The sequence below is a fragment of the Phytoactinopolyspora alkaliphila genome (assembly GCF_010550695.1).
Taxonomy (GTDB): domain Bacteria; phylum Actinomycetota; class Actinomycetes; order Jiangellales; family Jiangellaceae; genus Phytoactinopolyspora; species Phytoactinopolyspora alkaliphila.
On record NZ_JAAGOB010000005.1, the window covers coordinates 313490 to 328971 of the forward strand.

The 15482-nt window shown below is 67.2% G+C and carries 15 protein-coding genes; 9 read left to right on the forward strand and 6 right to left on the reverse strand.

Going from position 1 to position 15482, the window contains the following annotated elements:
* Positions 1-12: 12 nt before the first annotated feature.
* Complete coding sequence (locus tag G1H11_RS11620) at positions 13-1278, reverse strand: ATP-grasp domain-containing protein (RefSeq protein ID WP_163818711.1); 1266 nt, start codon at positions 1276-1278, stop codon at positions 13-15.
* A gap of 139 nt (positions 1279-1417) precedes the next feature.
* Entirely contained in the window at positions 1418-1666 is a 249-nt protein-coding gene (locus tag G1H11_RS27025; RefSeq protein WP_343074846.1) for a hypothetical protein, read from the reverse strand.
* A gap of 115 nt (positions 1667-1781) precedes the next feature.
* Between G1H11_RS27025 and G1H11_RS11625 the strand changes: the two genes are divergently transcribed.
* Positions 1782-3104, forward strand: a complete 1323-nt coding sequence (locus G1H11_RS11625) for an NAD(P)/FAD-dependent oxidoreductase (protein ID WP_216843674.1) — start codon at positions 1782-1784, stop codon at positions 3102-3104.
* Here the strand turns inward: G1H11_RS11625 and G1H11_RS11630 are convergent.
* Complete coding sequence (locus G1H11_RS11630) at positions 3085-4221, reverse strand: baeRF2 domain-containing protein (RefSeq protein ID WP_163818712.1); 1137 nt, start codon at positions 4219-4221, stop codon at positions 3085-3087. The two genes, G1H11_RS11625 and G1H11_RS11630, sit on opposite strands and share 20 nt — an antisense overlap.
* A gap of 196 nt (positions 4222-4417) precedes the next feature.
* Here G1H11_RS11630 and G1H11_RS11635 point away from each other — a divergent pair, with 196 nt between their 5' ends.
* Positions 4418-5104: a GAF and ANTAR domain-containing protein gene (locus G1H11_RS11635; protein WP_163818713.1), complete on the forward strand. Its 687-nt coding sequence runs from the start codon at positions 4418-4420 to the stop codon at positions 5102-5104.
* Here the strand turns inward: G1H11_RS11635 and G1H11_RS11640 are convergent.
* Entirely contained in the window at positions 5043-5852 is an 810-nt protein-coding gene (locus G1H11_RS11640; protein ID WP_163818714.1) for a SigB/SigF/SigG family RNA polymerase sigma factor, read from the reverse strand. The genes G1H11_RS11635 and G1H11_RS11640 overlap by 62 nt on opposite strands.
* A 61-nt stretch (positions 5853-5913) precedes the next feature.
* Between G1H11_RS11640 and G1H11_RS11645 the strand changes: the two genes are divergently transcribed.
* On the forward strand, positions 5914-6291 hold the full coding sequence (locus G1H11_RS11645) for a hypothetical protein (protein ID WP_163818715.1): 378 nt from the start codon (positions 5914-5916) through the stop codon (positions 6289-6291).
* Positions 6292-6399: 108 nt separating this feature from the next.
* Here G1H11_RS11645 and G1H11_RS11650 read toward each other — a convergent pair whose 3' ends face one another.
* Complete coding sequence (locus tag G1H11_RS11650; protein WP_163818716.1) at positions 6400-8832, reverse strand: Tex family protein; 2433 nt, start codon at positions 8830-8832, stop codon at positions 6400-6402.
* Positions 8833-9025: 193 nt separating this feature from the next.
* Here G1H11_RS11650 and G1H11_RS11655 point away from each other — a divergent pair, with 193 nt between their 5' ends.
* From G1H11_RS11655 to G1H11_RS11665, 3 genes are read left to right on the forward strand one after another with little or no spacing between them, the layout of a single operon-like run.
* A complete protein-coding gene (locus tag G1H11_RS11655) occupies positions 9026-9520 on the forward strand; it encodes a gluconokinase (protein ID WP_163818835.1) in 495 nt (164 codons plus the stop codon).
* Positions 9513-10955, forward strand: a complete 1443-nt coding sequence (gene gndA, locus G1H11_RS11660) for an NADP-dependent phosphogluconate dehydrogenase (protein ID WP_163818717.1) — start codon at positions 9513-9515, stop codon at positions 10953-10955. Before G1H11_RS11655 ends, gndA begins: the two co-directional genes overlap by 8 nt.
* A 59-nt stretch (positions 10956-11014) precedes the next feature.
* The gene (locus G1H11_RS11665; protein ID WP_216843675.1) at positions 11015-12061 is read left to right on the forward strand and encodes a class I mannose-6-phosphate isomerase; all 1047 of its coding nucleotides are present in this window, start codon (positions 11015-11017) and stop codon (positions 12059-12061) included.
* Here G1H11_RS11665 and G1H11_RS11670 read toward each other — a convergent pair.
* Positions 12021-13466: an MFS transporter gene (locus G1H11_RS11670; protein ID WP_163818719.1), complete on the reverse strand. Its 1446-nt coding sequence runs from the start codon at positions 13464-13466 to the stop codon at positions 12021-12023. The two genes, G1H11_RS11665 and G1H11_RS11670, sit on opposite strands and share 41 nt — an antisense overlap.
* Before the next feature lie 146 nt (positions 13467-13612).
* Between G1H11_RS11670 and G1H11_RS11675 the strand changes: the two genes are divergently transcribed.
* The 3 genes from G1H11_RS11675 to G1H11_RS11685 all read left to right on the forward strand — a co-directional run bounded on the left by G1H11_RS11675 (position 13613) and on the right by G1H11_RS11685 (position 15377).
* Positions 13613-14233, forward strand: coding sequence for a methyltransferase (locus G1H11_RS11675; protein ID WP_163818720.1), 621 nt, complete (start codon positions 13613-13615; stop codon positions 14231-14233).
* 5 nt (positions 14234-14238) lie between these two features.
* Positions 14239-14772: a TrmH family RNA methyltransferase gene (locus G1H11_RS11680; protein WP_163818721.1), complete on the forward strand. Its 534-nt coding sequence runs from the start codon at positions 14239-14241 to the stop codon at positions 14770-14772.
* A gap of 143 nt (positions 14773-14915) precedes the next feature.
* Positions 14916-15377, forward strand: coding sequence for a DoxX family protein (locus tag G1H11_RS11685; protein ID WP_163818722.1), 462 nt, complete (start codon positions 14916-14918; stop codon positions 15375-15377).
* Positions 15378-15482 lie beyond the last annotated feature (105 nt).

The window sequence follows — 15482 nt, forward strand, 5'->3', positions numbered from 1 at the left end:
CTCGTCATCTGATCACGGCTCGATGTCGAAGGGCAGGGCCGCGACGCAGCGCTCGTACTTGTCGCTCAGCTCGTCGTCGTTATCGCCTCCGACGATGATCTCGGCGAGCTCGAAGCTGTAACTGTCCTGATGGGTGAGTTCGGAGAGCCGACAGCCCTCTTTCGCGACGATGTTCACCGTGGCTCCGGGGACTTCGCGGCCCAGGTCGGTGATCGCATCCTCGGTCGGGACGCGGCGCACCATGCCGTCGTCGAAACGGCGCAGGAACCACTTGGCCGCTACCTTGTGCTCGCCTTCGCTCTTGGGCAGGACCGACGGGTGGCCGAGTGCCACGTTGAGCTCGACAAGGTGATTGGGCCATCCGTCCACCATCTGGAACAGGCGGGCGTGGGACTGCGAGTGCCGCGGGTTGATCTCGACGAGGTTGATCGCGTCGGTGTCCGGATCCCAGAAGTACTCGATATTGAACGTGACGTTGTCCAGTTCGATCTGTTCGATCACCCGGGTGCTGATGTCCGCGAGCCGGTCGCACACCCGCTCGGGCAGCGATGCCGGGTACTGATAGCGCAGGAAGCTCGAGGTGCCGGAGTAGTTGATCGACTCGACGACGCCGTACACGTGGACCGATCCCTGGGCGGCGTAGCCCTCCACGGTGACCTGCGTGCCGGAGACATCCTCCTCCACCAGGCAGGCTCGCGCACTCGTGGCGATACCGGGCGGGGCGTCGACATGGTCGAGCACGGCTTGAAACGGCGCGCCCATCCAATCGATGTTCTCGCGGATCTTGCGAACCGCCGTGGTGAGCTCTGCGTCGTCGCGCACCTTGTAGGCGAACGCCGAGCTGACCGACTTGATCGGCTTGATCCAGAACGGATAGTCCCAGCCGGGCGGTGGCGCGGTCACCTCGTGCGGGTCGACGATGTCGAAGCGTGGCAGCTCGTCGATGACCTGCTGCTGCTCCAGCCTGCTCCAGTACTTGTGCTCGCATTTCACCACCGACTCCAGATCGGGTCCGGTGGTACCGAACCGATGGCAGAGCAGGGGGACGAGGGAACTAACGGGGAAGTCCCAGTACCCGATGATCGCGTCGATCGTCCCGTCGAACTCGTAGAGCTGACGCTCGGCGGAAGCGAGCAGTTTCATCAGTTGAATGTCGTCCGTGAGAAGCTCGTCCGGCGCCAGAAGCTGGTGAAACCGGTACTGGTCGGCATCGGGGAGGGAGTGCAGAGTAGCGGCGTTGAGGTCATCGAGACCCAGGACGAACACGTTCTTGGGCATTCCGCGCTCCTTCGGTCTGGTTTGTCCGCTCTGTACCCGAATCCGGGACGTGTAGCGCAGGAACGACGAGCCGCGGGGACTCGGCGGCTCCTGCTGGGCGCTGGCGACATGGTCGGACCATGTCGTTCAAGGAGAGCGGTCAGGCCGTATGTGAGGCGTTGTCAGCCACGCCTTCCACGCCGGAGATCCGGGCGCAGTGGGCGCAGCAGTAGACCATTCCGCGCGCCTCGATGCCGTGGCCGATGACCCGGCAGGCACAGTGCGCGCATTGCGGAGCGCAGCGGTGGATGGCGCACTCGAAGCTGTCGAACGTGTACTCCCGGCCGTCTGACGCTCGCAGACTGAATGCACGGTCGTAATCGTTGCCGCACACATCACAAACACTCATGGTGGAACCCCAAAGAAAGCTCGTCGTTCGTTCTTGTCATGGATTACCCAGCGACGTCCGAGGTACTCGGGGGTACAGGCCGTTTGCGCGTGCTGCGGCCGGGTAGCGCGAGGACATGATGGACAACGGCAGTACGGGACCCCGGATACTCATCGCAGGCGCCGGCTACGCGGGGCTTTACACGGCGCTGCGGCTGCAATCCACCTTGCGGCGGGGGGAAGCGTCGGTGACGGTCGTCGATCCACGGCCGTACATGACGTATCAGCCGTTCCTCCCGGAGGTGGCCGCGGGTGCGCTTGAGCCGCGCCGGCTGGCGGCACCGCTGCGGGAGGTGCTGGACGCCTGCCACGTGCTGACCGCCAGCGTGACGAGCATCGACACCACCCGCCGCTCGGTGCGGGTGGACGTGTCCGCTGGTCACACGGAGGAGCTGGGCTACGACCTGCTGGCCCTCACAGTGGGCTCGGTGACGAAGACCTTCGCCGTGCCTGGGCTGGCCGAGCAGGCGGTCGGCTTCACCACTTTGGGTGAGGCAGTCTACCTACGCAATCATGTGCTCTCGCGGCTGGACCAGGCCGCTTCGACCCTCGACCCGGAACTCCGCGCCGCCCTGCTGACCTTCGTGTTCGTCGGTGGCGGATACGCCGGTATCGAGGCGTTGGGGGAGCTGGAGGACATGACTCGCTTCGCCGCGCGCCGCTACTACCCCTCGATCGATCCATCGCAGATGCGGTGGATCCTGGTGGAGGCCGTCGACCGCATCATGCCCGAGGTGGGCACGTCCCTTGCCGACTACACGGCCGGGATTCTGCGCGAGCGCGGCATCGAGGTGCGGATGGGAACCACCGTCGAGTCGATGGAAGGCGGGCAGGTCGTCCTGTCCGATGGGTCGTCCTTCGGCGCCGGGACCGTTGTCTGGACCACCGGCGTCGTGGCCAACCCGATGGTGGCCGACGCCGAGCTGCCCCATGACCAGCTCGGCCGAGCATTGTGCGCGCCGAATCTCCAGGTGCGCGGCGTGCCTGGCGTATGCGCAGCGGGCGACTGCGCGGCGGTGCCGGATCTGACAGCCGGCGAGGAAGGCGCCACTTGCCCGCCCGCCGCGCAGCACGCCGTGCGCCAGGGCAAGCTTCTCGGGGACAACATCCGGTCGATGATTCGCGGTCAGCAGCCCCGTGATTATGCCCATCGGAGTGCGGGCGCGGTGGCCACGCTCGGCCATCACCAAGGCGTGGCCGAGGTCTACGGCCTCCGCCTCAAGGGATGGCCGGCGTGGGCACTGCACCGTCTGTACCACGTCACGCAACTGCCCACGGCAAGCCGGAAGGCGCGCGTCCTCGCGGACTGGATGCTCGACGGCGTGTTCCCCCGGCAGATCGCCGCGACCGGTGAGTTGCACGAGCCGCGCCAGGAGTTCGTCACTCAAGCTCGCCGGTGACCGCGGAGCCGCTTCGCTGGTCGTCCCACCGGAGGACGGCGGACACTCCGTCCCCGGACTTGGCTCGCGGGACGATTGCCACCTCGGCGTCGGTGGCCGCGGCCGCGCACACGACGGCGAGGTCGGCGCGAAGCTCGTCGGAGTTCTGCGCCTCCGTCGGCAGGGGAAGCCCGGGGTAGTCACGCGTGGCGACGATCTGTGTGGAGGCCTCGTCCGGAGACAGGAGAACCGTGCGAACCTGCCCGAGCGTGAGCTTGCCGAGCACCTCCCTGAGCCCGACGGCGGCGGCACCGCCCCGGCCGGCCTGCTCCTCGAGCTCATTCAGCGTGCGTAACCGATCGGTGACGACGACGTCCCCGACCGCGTGGTCGATCGCCTGGTCCAGTGCATCCCGGGATGAACCGGCCGCCCGTCCGCCGGTTTCGAGCTCAACGAGGATCTCGCGCGCCTTCTCGGACACGGCATGACGGATCTCCCCCTGCGCGCGCAGGTCTCCCGCCACCACTACCAGAGGCACTCCGTCGTCGACGTGGCGATCGATCTCGGCGGCGACCTCCTCGGCGTTGCGCCGCCAGGTCCATTCCGAGCGCCGCTGGTACTGCTTGTGCGCCCAGCCGCCGACAGCCACCTTCTTCACGTGCAGATCGTCGCCGTGGAAGCTGTCGGTCACGACGGGCGGTTCGGGCCAGGCGTCATACAGCTCGAAATCGGCACCTTCTCGGTCGGCGAGTACGACCAGTACGGGCATCGTCGTGCTGCGGTCGCTGAGCCAGCCGGTGACGTCCGGAAGCGGACCCCAGGTCAGGGCTTCCTGCGCACGCGGCCTGAGTGTGACCTCGTCGAGCAGGATCTCGTCGTCGGCGGCCACAACCATCCGAGCTACGCGTCCACCGGCACCGCTCGGGTCTAGCACCCGCTCACCCACCAGGTCGAGGAGAGATGCGGGCGCTCCAGCGCGATGCAGTTCTTCGCGGGCGGACCGCCAGCGCACGCCGATCCGGTGCTCGGCCTCGTCCACATCGCGACTGACATCGATATATACGCTCAGGAAAGGCCCGGGCCGGGAGCAGATCACGGAGACCGTGCTGGTGATGCTGTTCGATTGCTGCTGGATCATTCCGTACTCCGATTGGTTGACGGCAGCGTGTTAAGCAACCGTTTACCCAGGTAGACCGCGCGCACACGGTCCAGCTTCCGTTTGTAAAGAGTGCGTCATCCTGGTTTCGCGCGGTGCCGTGCGGGGCCACCATGGTCATGAATGGGGTGGCGTTCGACTAGTGCACGACAGGGCGAGGTCGCCCATGTGGGAGGCCATGGTGAGTTCGCAGGACGCGCATGATCTGGCTGACGCCGCTCGGCTTCTCGCGGAGGAGCACACGCTCGAGGAAACCCTTCAGCGCGTCGTGGACATCGCGACAGAACTCACTGACGCGGAAGGGAGCGGCCTGCTCCTGTACGACGCCGAGCAGCATCTCGGGCCCGCGGCCGCGACAGACGAAGCGGTAGAGATGGCTGATCAGATTCAAGAAAGCTTGGACGAAGGACCCGGGCTGAGCGCCGGCCGGGCGCACCGTTGTTACCTGGTGCGCGACACCGGCACTGATCTGCGCTGGCCACGGTGGGGTCCGATTGTCGCGGACCTCGGCATCACCAGCGTGCTGAGCGCCTGCGTCTATACCAAGGACCGCACCATCGGCACGTTGAACCTGTATTCCTCGCACGCCGACGCGCTGGCCGAGCGGGACGCCGAACGAGCACGTCTCCTGGCCAGCCACGCGGCCGTCGCCATCGACACCGCTCAGGAGGAGGCGGGCTTGCGCCTGGCCATCGAAACGAGAAATCTGATCGGCCAGGCGCAAGGCCTCCTCATGGAGCGTTACGGGCTGAGCGCGCGTCAGGCGTTCGACCTTCTCCGGCAGCACGCCGAACGGTCCAATATCACGCTGCGCGCGGCCGCGGAACAGCTCGTGCAGAACCGGAACCTTCTTGATCCTCACTGACTGGGCCGTCGGCTTCAAGTGAGCCGAGCTGGCTTCGCAAGTGCCCCAGAATGCGCGCCAGCAGCCGCGAAACCTGCATCTGCGTGACGCCGAGCTCCTGCGCGATCTCTTGCTGTGTCCAACCGCGGAAGAATCGCAGGAAGAGGATGCGCTTGTCGCGTTCCGGAAGGTCGCGGCAGAGAGGCTTCAGCGCTGTGGTGGCTTCGGACCGGTCGTAGTTCCGGTCTTCGTCGCCGAGCAAGTCAGCCAGCGAGCTGGCTTCCTCCGTACGCGTCGGCGCATCGATGGATACCGGTGTGTAGCAGCTGCGGCAGGCCAGTGCTTCGTTGACGTCGCTGACGTCCTCGTCGAGCTGGTCGGCGAGTTCATCCGCAGTGGGCGTTCGCCCCAAAGTCTGGGACATCTCAGAAGTGGCGGCCGTCAGCTGCCGGTGGAGATCCTGGATGCGCCTCGGCGGGCGAATGGTCCAGCCCTGATCACGGAAGAAGCGCTTGATCTCACCCGTGATGGTGGGCATGGCGAACGAGATGAAGTCGATGCCCTTCTCGGGTGAGAAGCGCCGGACCGCATTGACCAGGCCGACGTATGCGACCTGCGTGATGTCCGCGTGCTCTTCGGCGCGGCGCGCATACTTTCGCGCGATGGACTCCGCGAGCTTGGAGTTCAACAGGATGACCTGGTCTTCCAGGTGCCTTCGTTCGGCTGGGTCGGTCGCCCTGCTCGCTTCTTCCAGCAACCGCTGAGTCACACTGGCGCGATCTGCATCATTGCGGCCGTGGTGTGTGGAATTTCTGGAAGCAGTTATCTGAGTGGACAAGGCCAACACCTACTCAAAGATCGAGCCGATGTGGCTGCTGCTTAACCACGTCGTTCTGGTACTTAGCGAAACATGGGCCCGGAGCGTTGTCAACCTAGTCTGCGACAAACAAGATGATCATCATCAGGGCGAGGAAGGCGCCAAGGATGACCATGATCGAGATGAAGAACCGTGGACGGGAGGACTGGCTGGAGCCCTGCTCATGGCCATGATTACTGTCCGGCATGCTGAGGCTGGTACCCGGGTTGAGGTGTTTGTAAACGCGCCCTGTTTGACCTGCGGTGCGGCATTGGCGTTTCGGTACGGACCACCGGACGAAGAAGGCTCGAAATTCTGTGCAGAAGCGGGAACGTCGACACGTGTGAGGTAAGACAAAAGGCACGACGGCGGCGGGATCGGTCACATCGTTCGGCCCGCCGCCGTGGAGATTCAGAGGGCCGCCGCCAGGGCGCATTTCCCGGTGTGGAACGTGCGCGCGTCAGTCGCCGGTGTTGTGGTAGCCGGCTCGGCGTAGTGCGTCGGCGATGGCGCCCTGCGGTGCGGCCGGTCCGCCCTGCGCGGGCTTCGGCTGTGGACGGCCGCGCCCGCGGTTCTTCCCAGCCGATGTACCCGGCCGGGAGTCACCCTTTCCTCCGGGCGAGCGGCCGGGCGCTTCGGTGGACGGCACCTCGTCGTCGAGCCGCAGCGTCAGGGATATCCGCTTGCGAGGCACATCGACGTCGAGCACCTTCACCGTCACGACGTCGCCGGGCTTGACCACTTCGCGCGGATCCGTCACATACTCACGCGACATCGCCGAGATGTGGACCAACCCGTCCTGGTGGACACCCACGTCGACGAATGCGCCGAAGGCTGCGACGTTGGTGACCACGCCCTCGAGTCGCATCCCCGGTGCCAGGTCCTCGACCTTCTCGATGCCGTCCGTGAACGTGGCAGTCTTGAACGAAGGCCGAGGATCCCGGCCCGGTTTCTCTAGCTCTTTCAGGACATCGGTGATGGTGGGCAACCCCACGGAACCGTCCACGAACTGCGACGGCTTCAGCCCGCGCAGGGCATTGCCGTTGCCGAGCAGGGACTTGACGTCACCCCCGGCTGCCTTCGCGATGCGGCGGGCCAGCGGGTAGGACTCCGGATGCACGCTGGACGCATCCAGCGGCTCGTCACCGCCGCGGATGCGCAGGAAGCCAGCACACTGCTCGAATGCCTTGGATCCGAGGCGAGGCACCGACTTCAGTGCGGTCCTCGCGCGGAACGGTCCGTTGCTCTCCCGATGCGCGACGATGTTCTCCGCCAGCCCGGTACTGATCCCGGAGACGCGGGAGAGCAATGGTGACGACGCGGTGTTGAGGTCCACTCCCACGGCGTTGACGCAGTCCTCAACTACCGCGTCCAGCGAACGGGAGAGCGCCGTCTCGGCGAGGTCATGCTGGTACTGGCCGACACCAATGGATTTGGGCTCAATCTTCACCAGCTCGGCCAGTGGGTCTTGCAGCCGCCGCGCGATAGATACGGCGCCACGGATCGAGACGTCCAGATCCGGCAGCTCCCGCGAGGCGAACGGCGACGCCGAATACACCGACGCGCCCGCCTCAGAGACCATGATCTTGGTCAGCGAGCGATCCGGCATCAGCTTAACCAACTCCGCCGCGAGCTGGTCGGTTTCGCGGGATGCCGTGCCGTTGCCGATGGCGATCAGCTCTACGCTGTGCTCCCGGACCAGCTTCGCGAGCACTGCCAGCGCCTCGTCCCACTGTCCTTGCGGCTTGTGCGGATACACGGCCGCGGTGGCGACGACCTTGCCCGTGGCATCTACCACGGCCACCTTGACGCCGGTGCGGTACGCCGGGTCCAGACCCATGGTGGGACGGCTCCCGGCCGGCGCCGCGAGCAACAAGTCGCGGAGGTTCCCCGCGAAGACCTGAATGGCGTCTTCCTCCGCGGACTGACGCACCCGCATGCGCACGTCCAGGGACAGGTTGACCACGATGCGAGTGCGCCACGCCCACCGCACGGTGTCCGCCAGCCAGCGGTCTGCCGGGCGACCCCGGTTGACGATTCCGAACTTGGCGGCGATAGCGATTTCGTAGTCCGTGGGACCGGCTGCCGGCTCCTCCTCGTCGGGAGCCGGATCCACGGTGAGGTCGAGGATCTCTTCCTTCTCGCCTCGGAACATGGCCAGCGCCCGGTGTGACGGGACGGCCGCCAGGGGCTCGGAGAAGTCGAAATAGTCGCTGAACTTCGCGCCGGTCGCTTCGGCGCCGGGCCGCACCTTCGAGACCAGACGGCCACGCGACCACAGGCGCTCACGCAGCTCGCCGATGAGGTCGGCGTCCTCGGCGTACATCTCCACCAGGATGGACCGGGCGCCGTCGAGTGCCGCGGAGGCGTCCGGCACGGCGTCGTTGACGAACGGCTGCGCCGCGGCCTCAGGATCCTGGCCCGGATCCCTGAGCAGTCCCAGAGCAAGCGGCTCCAGGCCCGCCTCCCGGGCGATCTGCGCCTTGGTCCGCCGCTTGGGCTTGTACGGAAGATAGATGTCCTCCAGGCGCGCCTTCGTCTCGGCGGCCATGATCTGCCCCTCGAGCTCCTCGGTGAGCTTGCCCTGATCGCGGATGGACTCGAGGATCGCCACGCGACGTTCATCGAGCTCACGAAGGTAGCGCAAGCGTTCCTCGAGGGTCCGGAGCTGCGCGTCGTCCAGCGTCCCGGTGGCTTCCTTGCGGTACCGCGCGATGAACGGCACCGTGGCGCCTTCGTCGAGCAGGCCGACGGCTGCTCGAACCTGGCTCTCGCGCACGCCGAGTTCTTCGGCGATCTTCTGGTACACCGTGGCTTGCGTGGAAACGGTCACAACCCCAACCCGATCTCTGCTTTGCTGATTCGCGATCCGTGCAGGACGCCGAGTGGACATTCTGCACGGCGGGACCGACATGGCTCGCACGGACCCGTCGTGGTTGGCAGGACCGGGGAAAACCCGGTCGGCGAGGCATCGGAGTATCCCGGCGGGATGCTAGTTTTGAGGACGTTTGCGCGGCAGCGCAGCTCCTCGCTCATGCTCTTGGGAGGCCAGACCGGTGAGAGGCACGCCCCAGCACATCGTCGTCATGGGAGTCGCCGGATCCGGCAAGACGACCGTCGCGAAACTCCTCGCCAAGCGGCTGGCATGGCCGTACGCGGAGGGGGACGACTTCCACCCGGAGGCCAACGTGGAGAAGATGGCGGCCGGCACGCCCCTCGAGGACGAGGATCGCTGGCCGTGGCTTCGGGCGGTGGCGGAGTGGATGTCCGCGCAGGCCGCCGACGGGCGCAGCTCCATCGTCACCTGCTCGGCACTGCGTCGCGCGTACCGCGACGTGCTGCGCGACGCCAACGGTACGGTCCGGTTCGCCCACCTGGCCGGAGACCGTGACCTGGTCGGGGAACGGATAGGCTTCCGTCGCGGGCACTTCATGCCGTCATCCCTCCTGGACTCCCAGTACGAGACCCTCGAAGACCTCGGGGACGACGAGGACGGTCTGGTCGTCGACATCGCCGACGAACCGGAGCAGATCGCTGAGAGCATCGTCCAGGGGCTCGAGCTGAGGAGCAGGAATGGCTGACGACCAACTGGCCGAGATCGCGGTGACCGGCTTGGCCACCATGGGTCGCAATCTGGCCCGCAACCTTGCCCGGAGCGGCTTCCGGGTGGCGGTTCACAACCGCAGCCAGGAGCGCACCGACGCGCTAGTGCGCGACTTCGGCCATGAGGGCCAGTTCATCCCGGCTGCAAGCCTCGACGATCTGGTCCAGTCTCTGGAACGTCCGCGGCGGGTCATCGTCATGGTGCAGGCCGGTGGACCCACGGACGCGGTGATCGACCAGCTGCGCCCATTGCTAGAGTCCGGCGACATCATCGTCGATGCCGGGAACGCGCATTTCCAGGACACCCGCCGGCGCGAGGAACAGTTGCGCGAGGACGGCATCCATTTCGTCGGGGCCGGAGTCTCCGGAGGCGAGGAGGGCGCGCTGCTCGGGCCCAGCATCATGCCCGGTGGCACGGCCGAGTCCTATGCCGCGCTCGAGCCGATGCTCACCAAGATCGCGGCTCAGGTCGACGACGAGCCGTGCTGCACGCACGTCGGCCCGGACGGCGCCGGTCATTTCGTGAAGATGCTGCACAACGGCATCGAATACGCGGACATGCAGCTCATCGCCGAGGCCTACGACCTGCTTCGCCAAGGGCTCGGTATGGAGCCCGCCGAGGTCGGGAAGGTCTTCGAACGCTGGAACAGTGGAGACCTCGAGTCGTTCCTGGTCGAGATCACCGCCGAGGTCCTGGCGCACATCGACGACAGCACGGGCAGGCCCTTCGTCGACGTCGTCCTCGACCAGGCCGGTCAGAAGGGCACCGGCCGGTGGACGGTGATATCGGCGCTGGAGCTCGGTATACCCGTGAGCGGCATGGCCGAGGCGGTCTTCGCCCGGGGTCTGTCCAGTGACGCCGCCCGCCGCGCAGCCGCGCGTGAGGCGTTGCCTGGGCCTTCGGAACCGCCGGCCGTGCCGGACCGGCAGCGGTTCATCGACGACGTCCGGGATGCCCTCTACGCCTCCAAGCTGGTGGCATACGCTCAGGGCTTCGACACCATCCGCGCCGCGAGTGACGAGCACGACTGGAACATCGCCCTGGGCGACATGGCCACCATCTGGCGTGGCGGCTGTATCATCCGGGCACGCTTCCTGGATCGGATCCGGGAAGCCTACGAGCGCAATCCCGACCTGCCGTCGTTACTGGTCGACGAGTACTTCCGGGAAGCGGTCGCCAACGGGCAGGCGGGATGGCGCCGGGTTGTGGCCGCCGCGGCTCAGATGGGCATCCCGGCCCCCGGCTTCAGCAGTGCTCTCGCCTATTACGACGCACTGCGGGCGCCCAGGCTGCCGGCTGCCCTGATCCAGGGGCAACGAGACCTGTTCGGCGCGCACACGTACCGCCGGGTGGATCGGCCCGGCACCTATCACGTCGACTGGTCCGGCGCCCGCGGCGAAGAAGAGCGCTGACCACGCCCGGCGCTGGACGGCTGCCCGAGTCCCGAAACCCGGATCTGATGGAGGTTCTCGTGCATCCTCTGCTCCTCGGCCCCAACCTTCCGCCGACGTTCTATCGCGGCGCCGGACGGATCGCGGACTTCCGGAGTGACCGGTTCGGCGTCGTCCCTCGAGATCGGCCGGAGGACTGGATCGCCTCGACGGTGAGCCGTTTCGGCGAGCGGAGCACCGGGCTGACCGAGCTTCCGGAAGGCGGTTATCTGCGAGAGGCCGTCGACGCCGCGCCCGAGCAGTGGCTCGGCCCCGACGCCGCCGAGTGGTCGTCCCAGCTGCCACGGCCGTCGTTGCTGGTGCCGCTGGTGAAGTTCCTCGATGCGGGACAGCGGCTGCCGGTTCACGTGCACCCGGACGATACCTTCGCCCGCTCCCGGCTCGGCGCCGCTCAGGGCAAGACGGAAGCCTGGGTGATCATGGAGGCTCCCGCGGACGCGCTGGTCTATCTGGGGTGGCGGCAGGAGATGCCGGTCGATCGCCTGGCTGATCTGGTGGAACGCCAGGATGTGACCGCGATGCTCGCCGCGATGAACGCCGTGACCGTCCGGGCGGGTGATGTGGTGCTCGTTCCCGCCGGGACACCGCACGCGATCGGGCAGGGCATCTTCCTGACTGAGGTGCAGCAGGCCGCGGACCTTTCCATACTTCTCGAATGGCAGCCGTTCCTGGCTGATCCGGAGCAGGCGTTCGGCGGCGCCACGCCCGACGTCGCGCTGGACTGCGTTGACGTGGCACCGCTCGGAGCGGACGTAGTCGATGAACTCGTCGTGCGCGGCGTCCTCGAACGGTCATCCGGTGCCGGACGCTCGAGCCTGATGCCCGACGCGGCGGACGGATTCTTCGCCCTGTTGCTCCGGGACGGCGGCACTCTCGCCGCCGGCTACTCGACGATGGTGGTCCTTGGCGGCAGGGGAACGCTGGCCGGCGAGGACTGGACACGGGACGTGGAACGTGGCATGACGCTCGCGGTGCCTTACGCGGCCGGTCCGGTCAGGGTGAGCGGCGAAGTCAGCGTGGCGGCGTTCACGCCCGGCGCACGCCGGACGGCCGTCGCAGGAGCGTGAGCGCCGCGAGCACGCCAAGCAAGGCCACACCGGCCGTCATGCCGATCGCGAACTGGAATCCTTCGACTCGAGCATGCATGGCGTCGGCGCCGGCATCGAGAAGACGTTCGGTGCGCGACACGGCGAAAGCAGACACCAGCGCTACGCCGAAGGTCGATCCGATGGCGAACGACGTCTCCTCGATCCCCGACGCCAGCCCCGAGTCCTGGGGAGCCACACCGCTCAGCGCCGCGATCTGGGCTGCGACGAACGCCGCGCCCATGCCCGGCCCGAACACGAGCAGGCCGAGCAGCAGATCGTCGAACCCGCCGGCGGCGGAGATCCGGGTCAGCAGCAGGCAGCCGACGCCGATCAGAACCATGCCGCCGACAGCCACCGGCCCGAACCCGATTCTGGTCACGACATGCTGGCCGACGAGGACGCCCACCACCGACAGCACCGTCATCACGGCCATCGTGAGGCCGAACTCCACAGCGGAGTAGCCGAGGACGTCCTGGGCGTACATCGTGACGACGATGAGAAGCCCGTCGACCGCGATACCGGATACGAAGACGACGCCGTTGCCGGCCACCAGCGCTCCGGAACGAAGAACACGCGGCGGGATCAGGGGTGCCGCGGAGCGACGCTCGATCGCGACGAAAAGCACAAGCAACACGATCGCGATCACGACGTAGCCGATGGCGTTGCTGGCGCGCCAGCCGACGTCGGCGATCGTGAACAGCGAGAACAGAAGCAGGACGAGAGCCGTGGTGATGGTGACGGCGCCAGCCAGGTCGAAGTTCCGGCTTCCGGTCCGGCGGCTTTCGGGGAGCAACACAAGGCTCGCGCCGAGTACCGCGACACAGACCGGGACGTTGATGAAGAAGGTCCAGGCCCACCCCAGCCAATCGGTGAGTACGCCACCGAGAAGGAGTCCCGCGGTGGCGCCGACGCCACCGAGGCCGCCCCAGATACCGAGAGCCTTGTTGCGCTCCGGGCCGTCGGGGAACAGGGTCATGAGAATCGACAGTCCGGCGGGGGTCATGAAGGCCGCGCCGATACCCTGCGCGGCGCGACCGGCGATGAGCACCTCACCGGACCAGGCGGCCCCACACACCAGCGATGCCGCCGCGAACAGTGTCACCGCCGCCATGAACACCTTGCGCCGCCCCATGAGATCGGCCACCCGGCCGCCGAGGAGCAACAGGCCACCGACCGTGACGCCGTAGGCGGTGATCACCCACTGGACCCCGGCGGCGGAGAAGTCCAGGTCGCCGGCGATCGACGGTAACGCGGAGTACACGCTGGTCGAGTCGAGGACGCCCATGAAGAAGGCGGTGCACAGCACCGCCAGAGCGAGCCAGCGTCGTCGGTCCGACAGGGGAGCCGGCGTGACGATGGGGGTCGCGTCTTCGGTGTCAGTCACGCTCTCGCCGTTCTGTGATGTCCGCTTCACCGTCGCCATATCTCTACAGACCAGGCGAGTGCCCGGAATTCATCGAGAACCGTCGCCGCGCCGTCGGGCGCGTAACATGAGCAGCGCACACGTGACGACGAAGGTGAGGGCGGAAAGTGGCCGGGCAGGGTGAGCACTACTTCTCTGCGACGCCGCAGGCCGCCAGCAGGATCCAGGCCGTCCAGATCAAGCTGTCCGACCTCGAGCTCGAGCTCACGTCCGACGCCGGCGTCTTCTCGCACGGCAGGCTCGACGCGGGGACCAAAGTGCTGCTCGAGCACGCCCCGGTGCCGCGGGTCCGGGGTGACATCCTCGATCTGGGCTGCGGTTACGGACCTATCGCGCTGACCTTCGCCAGCCGCCGCAAACGTGCGCGGGTCTGGGCCGTCGATGTCAATCAGCGTGCGCTCGAGCTGGTGCGGGACAACGCCGCGGCGGCCGGCCGCGGGAACGTCGTCGCCAGCGTTCCCGACGACGTGCCCCGGGACGTCCGGTTCGCGGCGATCTACTCGAATCCCCCCATCCGGGTCGGTAAGGCCGCGCTGCACCAGCTCCTGCTGACCTGGTTGCCACGGCTCCTTCCCGGCGCTGCCGCGGTGCTCGTCGTCCATAAGCACCTGGGCGCCGACTCCCTGACGCGCTGGCTGTCGGCACAAGGCTTTCCCACCACCCGGCTGCTGTCGGAGCGGGGATACCGTCTTCTGGAGATCCGAGCCGACGCGCCATCGAAGGAGTAGCCCGAGTGCCGCAGCTACGAGGTACCGAACTGAAGCGGCTGAACAGGACGTGGAAGCGCCGGAGCGCGCTGCGCGTCGCCCTGCTGCTGGACGGTGTGCAGTCGCCGTTCAACGTCGGTGCCATGGTCCGCAGCGCCGCGGTTTTCGGCGTGTCGCAGTTCTACCTGGCGGGGCGTACGGCGTCGCCGCGCGACGCGAAGGCGCAGAAGCTGGCCATGGGAACCGACCGGTACCTGGACACGCAGGTGTTCGCCGAGGCCGCCGAGGCCGTCGGCCAGGCGAAGGCGGACGGGTATCGAGTGGTGGGCCTGGAGCTGACCGACACCGCACGTCCGCTACACGAGATGGCCCTGGCCGAGCAGGATGTCTGCGTAGCCATCGGGGCGGAGGACCATGGGCTGTCCGCGGCCGTACTGAGCGTCTGCGACGAGGTCGCGTACATCCCTCAGGTCGGCAAAGTCGGCTCGCTCAACGTCGCCACCGCCGCGGCGCTGGCCTGCTACGAGCTCCGCCGCCAGGATTGGACCGCCCCGACCTAACCCCTGGCATGGGTTGTGGTCGCTGTGATGCCCGAAATATCCCATTTGTGGGACCACAAACCATGCCAGGGGTTAGGTCGGGGGCGTGGAGGGGGGTGTGTCGTAACCCGGTGATACGGGGTCGGGCGTAGTGAAATGTGATCATGAATCCCTCGCGTGCGCTCAACGACGCGGCCTGCCTCTTGCTCCGGCTGGTCCTCGCGGTGGTGTTCGTCGCGCACGGCTGGCAGAAGTTCTACGACTGGACTATCGACGGCACCACCGAGCGGTTCATGGAGTGGGACGTGCCGTTTCCCGAGATCGCCGCTCCGGCGGTGGCCGTCCTCGAGCTCGTCGGCGGCGGGCTGCTCGGCTTGGGCGTGTTCACCAGACTGGTGGCGCTTGCCCTGGCCGGCACCATGATCGGCGCGCTCGTCCTGGTCCATGCCGAGCAGGGACCCTTCGTCACCGAGGGGGGATACGAGCTCGTCGCGGTCCTCGCTGGTGCTTGCGTGGCGATGGCGCTCCTCGGGCCCGGCCGGGTGCGGGCCGACCGCGTGATCGCCAGGTGGTTCGCCAGCGACGAGGACGCCGTGGTGGAGGCCGCGCCGCGCGGCCGGAAGTAGGCGGCGGAACTCCCGGGTGTTCTCTATCGTTGGGCTGGGGTGAGTCTGACCACTATTCGCCGATAGAACGCTGACGTCGGTGACAACGCGCATACGATCGAACGA